Annotated in this window: 8 protein-coding genes; 5 read left to right on the forward strand and 3 right to left on the reverse strand. The window is 53.2% G+C overall.

The annotated features are described in order from the left end of the window. Positions 1-27 precede the first annotated feature (27 nt). Complete coding sequence (locus AC6CHQ_RS16060) at positions 28-1,116, reverse strand: FUSC family protein (RefSeq protein WP_092054732.1); 1,089 nt, start codon at positions 1,114-1,116, stop codon at positions 28-30. 88 nt (positions 1,117-1,204) lie between these two features. Further along, complete coding sequence (locus AC6CHQ_RS16065) at positions 1,205-2,500, reverse strand: glutamate-1-semialdehyde 2,1-aminomutase (RefSeq protein WP_092054729.1); 1,296 nt, start codon at positions 2,498-2,500, stop codon at positions 1,205-1,207. 126 nt (positions 2,501-2,626) lie between these two features. Here AC6CHQ_RS16065 and bcp point away from each other — a divergent pair, with 126 nt between their 5' ends. The 4 genes from bcp (at position 2,627) to perR (ending at position 5,170) form a co-directional block, all read left to right on the forward strand. Further along, on the forward strand, positions 2,627-3,106 hold the full coding sequence (gene bcp, locus AC6CHQ_RS16070) for a thioredoxin-dependent thiol peroxidase (RefSeq protein ID WP_092054727.1): 480 nt from the start codon (positions 2,627-2,629) through the stop codon (positions 3,104-3,106). A gap of 13 nt (positions 3,107-3,119) precedes the next feature. Continuing rightward, positions 3,120-4,067, forward strand: coding sequence for a D-2-hydroxyacid dehydrogenase (locus AC6CHQ_RS16075; RefSeq protein WP_251240578.1), 948 nt, complete (start codon positions 3,120-3,122; stop codon positions 4,065-4,067). 2 nt (positions 4,068-4,069) lie between these two features. Beyond that, positions 4,070-4,621 (forward strand): cob(I)yrinic acid a,c-diamide adenosyltransferase, encoded by a 552-nt coding sequence (locus tag AC6CHQ_RS16080; RefSeq protein ID WP_251240577.1) that lies wholly within the window; start codon positions 4,070-4,072, stop codon positions 4,619-4,621. 99 nt (positions 4,622-4,720) lie between these two features. Next, positions 4,721-5,170, forward strand: a complete 450-nt coding sequence (gene perR, locus AC6CHQ_RS16085) for a peroxide-responsive transcriptional repressor PerR (protein WP_177168382.1) — start codon at positions 4,721-4,723, stop codon at positions 5,168-5,170. A gap of 91 nt (positions 5,171-5,261) precedes the next feature. Here the strand turns inward: perR and AC6CHQ_RS16090 are convergent, their stop codons facing one another. Then, positions 5,262-5,624, reverse strand: coding sequence for a YgzB family protein (locus tag AC6CHQ_RS16090; RefSeq protein WP_092054716.1), 363 nt, complete (start codon positions 5,622-5,624; stop codon positions 5,262-5,264). A 189-nt stretch (positions 5,625-5,813) separates the two neighbouring features. On the opposite strand from AC6CHQ_RS16090, the gene AC6CHQ_RS16095 reads away from it, so the two are divergent. Further along, positions 5,814-6,689 carry a nucleotidyltransferase-like protein gene (locus AC6CHQ_RS16095; protein ID WP_498082060.1) on the forward strand — a complete coding sequence of 292 codons (876 nt, stop codon included), beginning with the start codon at positions 5,814-5,816 and terminating at the stop codon, positions 6,687-6,689. Positions 6,690-6,871 lie beyond the last annotated feature (182 nt).

Here is a 6,871-nt window from a genome sequence, read left to right on the forward strand (position 1 = left end):
TCGAAACTGTCCGCGGTTTTAATATAGTTAAATAATGTCTTCCTGCAGCTTCTCGTCCATTTCGTCTCCGTGCCGCTTCACATACCGGACGATCATCCGGTCGAGGTCTTCCAGCTGTTCTTCATATTGAAGAAGCGAGGAAAGAAGGTGAAGCAAGTGGTAGGCAGAAAAGTCCTGTTCCTCTTCCTGCTTGGCGATGTTGATCTCTTTGACAAAGATATCCATCACTTCATGCCGGTCCATCCGGCCATCCAGCCCGGAGCGGTTCATCCGGTCGTCCTTCAGTTTGCCCGCAAATTTAAGGAGGATCTGCTCATGGTAGGTGAGCAGTTCATCCAGAAGTTCCTGGATCATCATCCTGAAATGAGGAGGCATGTCGATCAGTTCATTCTCATACAGATGCAGCTGTTTCAGGATATCAAAACCGTCCCGTGACGCGGCAAGCATCTGACGGTATATGACGAGCTTGCGCGCTTTCTGGAAAGTGAAGGCTTTTGTGAATCCACGCTCTTCCTTGTAAAGGGAATAATACATATCGATTTTGTTATAACGGTCACCGATCTTACTCATGGCCTTTTTCGTTGCTGAATGCTCAGAAGCCTGTCGTCCGGTGAGCCGTGTCCAGCGGATGATTTCATCCTGTACGTCATAAAGCGACTGGAACAGGCGCGGCTCGTATTTCGGCGGCAGGAAAAGCATATTCACGAGAAAAGCCGAGAAGATTCCGGTCAGCATCGTCGCAAATCGGAGAACAGCATACAGGATGAAGTTATCATCCGGGAGTTCCATGATCCCGATCATCATGACGAGTGCAAGTGTGACAGCATCGCCCAGCTTCAGCTTCAGCATGATCGCGATGATCGTGACGGCTGCAAATCCAACGCCGATCAGGTGGTCACCGAAGATAAGGGCGAAGATGATTGCGATAAACGCCCCGATGACATTTCCCTGAACCTGCTGGATGATGGTCCGGAACGAGCGGTAGATCGACGGCTGGATGGCGAAAATCGCTGCAATCCCCGCGAAGAGCGGCGTCGGCAGCCCCATTGTCTGTGCGAGGAACAGTGCGAGGACGATCGCGACACCGGTTTTTAATATGCGTGCGCCGAGCTTCATTCAGTGATTGTCCTTTCCGCGCGGTTTAGTTGTTCCCATACTTTACCCCAACGGCGGAAGTGAAATCAATCGTTCCCCCGGAGCCCGTTTATCCGCGCGCCATTTCGGCGAAGGATTCATCCGCCGCCTTGATCGTTTCACGGATGTCATCTTCCGTATGGGCAGTTGTAAGGAACCATGCCTCGTACTTGGAAGGAGCGAGGTTGATGCCTCGTTCCAGCATGAGGCGGAAGAATTTCGCGAACTGCTCGCCGTCGCTGTCTTCGGCCTGCTTGTAGTTGCTGACCGTTTCATCCGTGAAGAACACGGTGAGTGCACCCTTCAGGCGGTTAACCGTCATCGTGATGCCGTGCTTTCGGGCGGATTCGAGCAGCCCTTCTTCGAGAATGGCGCCGAGCCGGTCAAGTTCCTCGTAGACGCCAGGTTCCTTCAGCACTTCAAGACAGGCAATTCCTGAAAGCATCGATGCCGGGTTGCCGGCCATCGTGCCTGCCTGGTACGCAGGGCCGAGCGGTGCGACATGGTCCATGATCTCCTTGCGGCCGCCATAAGCGCCGATCGGCAATCCGCCGCCGATGATTTTACCCATCGCGGTCAGGTCCGGCGTCAGGCCGAGCAGATCCTGCGCGCCGCCGTAATGAAAGCGGAACGCCGTGATCACTTCATCATAGATAGTGAGGGCGCCGTGCTTTTTCGCAAGTTCATGCACCAGCTCGAGGAATCCTTTTTCCGGCTCGACAATCCCGAAGTTGCCGACAATCGGCTCAATAAGGATGCACGCCAGTTCGTCTCCCCATTGTTCCATCGCTTTTCGGTAGGAATCTGGGTCGTTGAACGGGATCGTGATCATCTCTTCCGCGATCGACTTTGGCACACCCGCGGAATCTGGCGTGCCGAGTGTTGCCGGGCCGGAACCCGCCGCAACAAGGACGAGGTCCGAGTGTCCGTGGTAGCAGCCGGCAAACTTCAGCACTTTCGTGCGTCCGGTATAGGCACGGGCGACGCGGATCGTGGACATGACGGATTCCGTACCTGAGTTTGTAAAGCGGACTTTGTCCAGCGAGTGGATGGCTTCTTTCAGCATCTCTGCGAACTTCACTTCATGGCGTGTCGGAGTTCCATACAGAACACCGGTCTGTGCAGCATGCGTGATCGCTTCCGTGATGTGGGGATGGGCATGGCCGGTGATGATCGGACCGTACGCGGCGAGATAGTCGATGTACTTATTGCCGTCGACATCCCAGAAGTATGCGCCTTCTGCGCGCTCCATGACTGTCGGGGCGCCGCCGCCTACCGCCTTATAGGCGCGAGACGGGCTGTTGACTCCGCCTACGATATGTTTTAGCGCTTCGCTGTAAACCTGTTCAGACTGTTTCCGTTCCAAAGGAACCCCTCCATTCATAATCTCCGACTCTTATTGTAGACAAAGTGCGAGGCGAACACCAAAAAAATTGTCAGGCCAGGCATGCTCCGGTACGATGAAGAAAACGAATTCATGGAGGGATCGGGAATGGCAGAAACACTGGAAGGCCTGTCCGCGCCGGACTTTACACTCACCGACAGCGAGGGGAACGCGGTATCGCTGTCCGACTATAAAGGAAAGCAGCACGTCATCCTTTACTTTTATCCGAAGGACAACACGCCGGGGTGCACGACGCAGGCATGCGACTTCCGCGATAGCCACGGAGAATTTGAAAAGCTGAACGCAGTCATTCTCGGCGTGAGTCCGGACAGCCAAGCGTCCCATACGAAGTTCATCGATAAGCACGGACTGCCGTTCAGGCTCCTGGTGGACGAAGATCATCAGGTGGCGGAACAGTACGGAGTCTGGACACTCAAGAAAAACTTCGGCAAGGAATACATGGGGATCGAACGATCGACCTTCCTGATCGATCCGACCGGTACTGTCGTCAAGGAATGGCGGAAAGTCCGCGTTAAGGGACATGTGGAAGAAGCACTGGAGACGCTCAGGCAACTGACGGACAATTAAGGGGGAACCGGACGTGGATGTATTGTTTTTGTTCAGGATCAGGGAACACCAGGAAGACATGCTTAGAAGTGAGTTTCCGGAAGTCAATTTCCTGTTCGACCGAAAAACAGATGACCCTGCGGTCGAAACGAGTGAAGTCATCGTCACCTATGGGACGGACGTGGATGAAAACGTCCTGGTCCGTGCGAAGAACCTGAAATGGATCATGGTCGCATCCGCCGGAATGGAGCAGATGCCACTGGGACGGATTGCGGAGATGGGCATTCGTGTAACCAATGTACGGGGAATCCATAAGACGCCGATGGCCGAAACGATGCTGGCGCATATTCTGTCATATCGAAAGAAATTGAAGGACGTGTACGAACAGCAGGAGCGGAGTGAGTGGAACCAGAAGATCCGGGGTACCGAATTGCTTGGCTCGAAGGCGATGATTCTTGGGCCGGGGGCGATCGGCGGAGAGGTCGGAAGGCTTTTGCAGGCATTCGGTGTCAGGACTTACGGCTGCAACCGTTCCGGCAGGCAGGCTGACTATATGGACGAGATGGTCTCCTTCGGCGGGCTTGCCGAGGCACTCCCTGAGATGGATACCGTGATTTCTGTACTTCCGAGCACATCCGAGACCAAAGGGCTTCTCAGCCGTGAACATTTCGGCGCGATGAAGGAATCGGCGCTTTTCCTCAACTTCGGAAGAGGCGATCTTTACGAGGAAAAAGTGCTGATCGAAGCGCTGGAGAGCGGCAGACCTGCCGCAGCAGTTCTCGATGTTTTCGAAACCGAACCGCTTCCTGCGGACAGCCCTCTCTGGAATATGGAAAATGTGACCGTTTCCCCGCATATCTCATCACATTCGGGCAAATATGTGGAGCGGGCTCTGGAAATCTTCATGCCAAATCTCCGCGCCTACCTCGAAGGCCAGGCGGATAAAATGCAAAACCGGGTCGATCCGGAAAGGGGATATTAAATATGAAGATTTATACGAGGACAGGGGATAAGGGACAGACTTCCCTCATCTATGGCAAGAGGGTTCCGAAGACGGATCCGCTTGTCGAGGCGTATGGTACATGCGATGAGGCCAACAGTGCGATCGGTCTGGGGCTCTCGCACCTGCACCAGGAATTCTTTGACGGCAAGGACGAGCTGATGGCTGCTTTTCATCAGATCCAGACGGTGCTGTTCCACGTCGGGGCAGAACTCGCGACACCGGAAGGAAAAGAGGTCAAGTGGAAGCTGGAGAAGCCGGAAATTGAGAAACTTGAACAGTGGATTGACCGGTATGACGGGGAATTGCCGCCACTAAAGAACTTTATCCTCCCCGGAGGTCATCCGGCTGCGGCAGGCCTCCACTATGCAAGGACCGTTGTCCGCAGAGCGGAGCGGGCCTCGCTGCTCGTAGGCGATCACGTTAATCCCGATGTGCTTGCTTACCTGAACCGCCTCTCGGATTTTCTTTTCGTGGCAGCACGTTACATCAACATGAAGCTCGGCCGCTCGGAGGATGTCCTGCACGCCGAGTAAGCGGCAAGGGGGTTTCGTTGACAGAATCTCCTACTTTCCTATAAACTGTTTATAACGATTATTAAGAAGGAATCTTTATGGAAAGAGGTGGGCATGTCCATGTCTGAAACTGTGCTGCAGGAAGCGCTGGATACGTTGAAGACGAGCGGCGTGCGAATCACGCCCCAACGGCATGCGATTCTTGAATTTCTCGTAACTTCCATGTCCCATCCGACTGCCGATGAGATTTATCGTGCGCTGGAGGATAAGTTCCCGAATATGAGTGTCGCAACTGTCTATAACAATCTTCGCGTCTTTCGTGAAGCCGGCCTGGTCAAAGAACTTCCTTATGGAGATTCTTCGAGCCGCTTCGATTTTGTGACGCATCACCATTACCACATTATCTGCAGCGACTGCGGCAAGATCGTTGATTTCCATTACCCGGGACTTGATGAAGTCGAGCATCTGGCCTCCCACATCACGGGTTTTCAGGTTGACTCCCACCGAATGGAAGTCTACGGCAAATGCCCGGACTGCGCAGAAAACAAAACTAATCCAGTGGTCCAGTAAAGGACCGGAAACTCACGAGGCATACCGCCCCGTGAGTTTTTTATTTCCCCAACAAAAAAACCGCCCAATAAGACGGGCGGCGAGATACCGGTTATTCTCCGGACTGTGCCGGTTTCTTGCGGTTGTAAGATTCATCGAACTCTTTGCCTTCCAGTTCAGGATCGAGTGTGAGTGGTTCACGGCAGTGGCCACACATGTCGACCCGTCCGAGCATCTTCGTCGGTTTGCCGCAGTTTGGACAAACGACCTGGACGGCCTTAGTCGATAGCATTCCGATCCAGAAATAAACGATGGTGCTCGCGATGATGCAGAGAAGCCCCAGGAACATGAAGATGACCATGACGATCGGATACTGCTTAAAAAAGATTCCGAAATACATTACGACAAATCCGATGAAGATCAGCGCAAGAGCGAACGATCGGATCCGGTTGATTTTATTCTTATATGGTTTCATGACTCGTCTTTCCTCCTCATTTCCCGTCTACTATACCACAATTTGTGCGGCTCCGTTTCCTGTCGGGCCTCCCCAACAATGACGATTTTGAGAAGTCCGCATGTCCGGAACTGTCCCTTTTTTTTGCTCTGAGAAGGAATCGGCGATTGCTTGTCGAAATTGCAAGCATGAGTAAAAGGAGGAATCCCCATGGAGCATCTACTGCGCCCGATTTATCAGGAGCGAGCGGGTGACCCGAATACGCTCGGTGTCATCCTGGTCGAAAAGCGGGGAAAGCTGGACCCCGTTACAGATACATTCGACGCCATCCTTCTCATCCTTGTGCAGGATGCGGAACAGCCGGTATTCACAAAGCACTACACGGACGGACAGGACAAGGCGGCCATGCACATTGTCGCGGAGAGGCAATTGAAAAAGTGGCTCCTGCTCGGAACGAACCGCAAAATTGTGGACTGGCTATTTTTCGGACGGATCCTCTTCGACCGGAATGAATACATTGAAAACCTCAAGACGGAACTCAAGGATTTCCCGTTCTATGGGAGACAGATCAAGACCGGGCTCGAATTCGCCCGACTGATCCGACACTATATGGAAGGACGCATGTTCTACGAGCAGCAGAATCACCTGGACGCCTATAATCATGTGGTTCGTTCCCTTCATGGCCTGGCACGGCTGGCGGTGCTCGAAAGCGGATTGTTCCCCGAGGTCACGGTCTGGTCACAGGTCAAGAAAATTGATCCCGCGATCTATAAGCTATACGAAGAATTGGTGCTGAGCGACGAAACGCTTGAAAAGCGGTTGGAGCTGCTCTTCCTTGCCGGGGAGTTCTTTATCAACTCCAAAGTTGCAGATGGTGCCAGGCATATCCTTTCGGTCATGTCCGGTCAAGAGGATTGGACGATCCAGGAACTTCATGAGCACGATGAACTTCGGAACTATTCGGTCGACCTCGAGGTATTCGTCGAATATCTGATTGAAAGGGGACTCATCGAAGTGGTCAGGAAGCAGGCGAAGGACGGGCGGATCGAGCACCGGAACTACCGCGTGGCCCATATCGAGGAGTAAATCCGGGGATGCGAAAAAAGTTTTAGAAATCCTCTTGACGAAATGACGGGAACTGAGTATGATAGTAAACGTCGCTTGAGAGCGGCGGCCGGCAGCGATACGGCGTCAAACTTCTTGGAAAAGAGTGTTGACATCGAAACTGCCTGGTGCTATCATAGAGAAGTCGCTTTCGGAGCGGCACA

The sequence above is a fragment of the Bhargavaea sp. GQ12 genome (genome assembly GCF_059758705.1).

Excerpts from the sequence above, each read along its gene's own strand:
- AC6CHQ_RS16060 (WP_092054732.1), bottom strand. The coding sequence starts at position 1,116 with ATGAAGCTCGGCGCACGCATATTAAAAACCGGTGTCGCGATCGTCCTC.
- bcp (WP_092054727.1), top strand. The coding sequence starts at position 2,627 with ATGGCAGAAACACTGGAAGGCCTGTCCGCGCCGGACTTTACACTCACC.
- AC6CHQ_RS16080 (WP_251240577.1), top strand. The coding sequence starts at position 4,070 with ATGAAGATTTATACGAGGACAGGGGATAAGGGACAGACTTCCCTCATC.
- perR (WP_177168382.1), top strand. The coding sequence starts at position 4,721 with ATGTCTGAAACTGTGCTGCAGGAAGCGCTGGATACGTTGAAGACGAGC.
- AC6CHQ_RS16090 (WP_092054716.1), bottom strand. The coding sequence starts at position 5,624 with ATGAAACCATATAAGAATAAAATCAACCGGATCCGATCGTTCGCTCTT.
- AC6CHQ_RS16095 (WP_498082060.1), top strand. The coding sequence starts at position 5,814 with ATGGAGCATCTACTGCGCCCGATTTATCAGGAGCGAGCGGGTGACCCG.